This is a genomic window from Micromonospora sp. NPDC057141, assembly GCF_042670805.1.
In the GTDB taxonomy this organism is placed as follows: domain Bacteria; phylum Actinomycetota; class Actinomycetes; order Mycobacteriales; family Micromonosporaceae; genus Micromonospora.
In genome coordinates this window covers 1922-5103 of record NZ_JBHUVA010000150.1, presented here as the reverse complement: position 1 = coordinate 5103, position 3182 = coordinate 1922, and the positions used below count along the sequence as shown (strand labels likewise).

Here is a 3182-nt window from a genome sequence, read left to right as displayed (position 1 = left end):
GAAAGAATGTCCGGCGGTGTCCTACTCTCCCACACCCTCCCGAGTGCAGTACCATCGGCGCTGAAGGGCTTAGCTTCCGGGTTCGGAATGTAACCGGGCGTTTCCCCTCCGCCATGACCGCCGTAACTCTATGAACATATCAAACAACCAACAACCCTCACGGGCGGGCGTCTGTTTGTTCAGAATCGCACAGTGGACGCGTAGCAACTTCGTAGTCAAGTCCTCGGCCTATTAGTACCGGTCAACTCAACCCGTTACCGAGCTTACATCTCCGGCCTATCAACCCAGTCGTCTAGCTGGGGGCCTTACCCCCACAAAGTGGGATGGGATACCTCATCTTGAAGCAGGCTTCCCGCTTAGATGCTTTCAGCGGTTATCCCTTCCGAACGTAGCCAACCAGCCGTGCCCCTGGCGGGACAACTGGCACACCAGAGGTTCGTCCGTCCCGGTCCTCTCGTACTAGGGACAGCCCTTCTCAAGTATCCTACGCGCACGGCGGATAGGGACCGAACTGTCTCACGACGTTCTAAACCCAGCTCGCGTACCGCTTTAATGGGCGAACAGCCCAACCCTTGGGACCTGCTACAGCCCCAGGATGCGACGAGCCGACATCGAGGTGCCAAACCATCCCGTCGATATGGACTCTTGGGGAAGATCAGCCTGTTATCCCCGGGGTACCTTTTATCCGTTGAGCGACACCGCTTCCACACGCAAGTGCCGGATCACTAGTCCCGACTTTCGTCCCTGCTCGACCTGTCAGTCTCACAGTCAAGCCCCCTTGTGCACTTGCACTCAACACCTGATTGCCAACCAGGCTGAGGGAACCTTTGGGCGCCTCCGTTACCCTTTAGGAGGCAACCGCCCCAGTTAAACTACCCACCAGACACTGTCCCTGAACCGGATAACGGCCCGAAGTTAGATACCCGAATCAACCAGAGTGGTATTTCAAGATTGCCTCCACCCATACTGGCGTACAGGTTTCACCGGCTCCCACCTATCCTACACAAGCTAACTCAAGCACCAATGTCAAGCTATAGTAAAGGTCCCGGGGTCTTTCCGTCCTGCCGCGCGTAACGAGCATCTTTACTCGTAATGCAATTTCGCCGGGCCTGTGGTTGAGACAGTGGGGAAGTCGTTACGCCATTCGTGCAGGTCGGAACTTACCCGACAAGGAATTTCGCTACCTTAGGATGGTTATAGTTACCACCGCCGTTTACTGGCGCTTAAGTTCTCCGCCTCGCCCCCGAAAGAGCTAACAGGTCCCCTTAACGTTCCAGCACCGGGCAGGCGTCAGTCCATATACATCGAATTACTTCTTCGCATGGACCTGTGTTTTTAGTAAACAGTCGCTTCCCCCTGCTCTCTGCGGCCATACAACGCTCCAGCAGCAAGTGCCTTCACGTCTCCGGCCCCCCTTCTCCCTAAGTTACGGGGGCAATTTGCCGAGTTCCTTAACCACAGTTCGCCCGATCGCCTCGGTATTCTCTACCTGACCACCTGTGTCGGTTTGGGGTACGGGCCGCTAAGAACTCGCTAGAGGCTTTTCTCGGCAGCATAGGATCACTGACTTCACCTGAATCGGCTCGGCATCACGTCTCAGCCTTCATGTGTCGCGGATTTGCCTACAACACGGCCTACACGCTTACCCCGGCACAACCACCGGCCGGGATCAGCTACCTTCCTGCGTCACCCCATCGCTTGACTACTACCCGCCAGGTTCCCACGCTCCCCAACCTCGACCCGAAAGTCTCAACCGGTTTGGGTGGTTAGCACAACAAGGTTCATCACGGGCGCTCTTTCGCGGGTACGGGAATATCAACCCGTTGTCCATCGACTACGCCTCTCGGCCTCGCCTTAGGTCCCGACTCACCCAGGGCGGATTAGCCTGGCCCTGGAACCCTTGGTCATCCGGCGGAAGGGTTTCTCACCCTTCTTTCGCTACTCATGCCTGCATTCTCACTCGTGCCGCGTCCACAACTAGGTCACCCCGCTGCTTCACCCCCGGCACGACGCTCCCCTACCCATCCACACACCTGCACCAGGCATCAAGGCCTGACAAAGTATCATGTGAATGCCACAGCTTCGGCGGTGTGCTTGAGCCCCGCTACATTGTCGGCGCGGAACCACTTGACCAGTGAGCTATTACGCACTCTTTAAAGGGTGGCTGCTTCTAAGCCAACCTCCTGGTTGTCTATGCGACCCCACATCCTTTTCCACTTAGCACACGCTTAGGGGCCTTAGCTGGTGATCTGGGCTGTTTCCCTCTCGACTACGAAGCTTATCCCCCGCAGTCTCACTGCCGCGCTCTCACTTACCGGCATTCGGAGTTTGGCTGATTTCGGTAAGCTTGTAGGCCCCCTAGACCATCCAGTGCTCTACCTCCGGCAAGAAACACACGACGCTGCACCTAAATGCATTTCGGGGAGAACCAGCTATCACGGAGTTTGATTGGCCTTTCACCCCTAACCACAGGTCATCCCCCAACTTTTCAACGTTGGTGGGTTCGGCCCTCCACGTAGTCTTACCCACGCTTCAGCCTGCCCATGGCTAGATCACTCCGCTTCGGGTCTAGAGCATGCGACTCAAACGCCCTATTCAGACTCGCTTTCGCTACGGCTCCCCCACACGGGTTAACCTCGCCACATGCCACTAACTCGCAGGCTCATTCTTCAAAAGGCACGCCGTCACCCCGCAAGGCTCCGACGGATTGTAGGCGAACGGTTTCAGGTACTATTTCACTCCCCTCCCGGGGTACTTTTCACCATTCCCTCACGGTACTCGTCCGCTATCGGTCACCAGGAAGTATTTAGGCTTACCAGGTGGTCCTGGCAGATTCACGGCAGATTACAGGAGTCCGCCGCTACTCGGGAACACCCACAGAAGACCAGCAAATTTCACCTACCGGACTCTCACCGTCTACGGTCAGCCATTCCAGACCATTCGGCTATCCACTGGCTTTATCACTCCTCCAACAGGTGTCAGCCCGCTGAGTAGGGTCCCACAACCCCGACCACGCAACCCCTGACAGGTATCACACGCAACCGGTTTAGCCTCAATCCGCTTTCGCTCGCCACTACTCACGGAATCACTATTGTTTTCTCTTCCTACGGGTACTGAGATGTTTCACTTCCCCGCGTTCCCCCCACACACCCTATGTATTCAGATGCGGGTGACTGGACATG

The 3182-nt window shown here is 56.5% G+C and carries 2 rRNA genes (1 of these 2 cut by a window edge); both read right to left on the bottom strand.

Annotated elements, in window-relative coordinates:
* Positions 1-8: 8 nt before the first annotated feature.
* Positions 9-125 (bottom strand): 5S ribosomal RNA (gene rrf / locus ACFT41_RS31995).
* An 86-nt stretch (positions 126-211) separates the two neighbouring features.
* Positions 212-3182, bottom strand: a 23S ribosomal RNA gene (locus ACFT41_RS31990) (it continues 159 nt past the right edge of the window).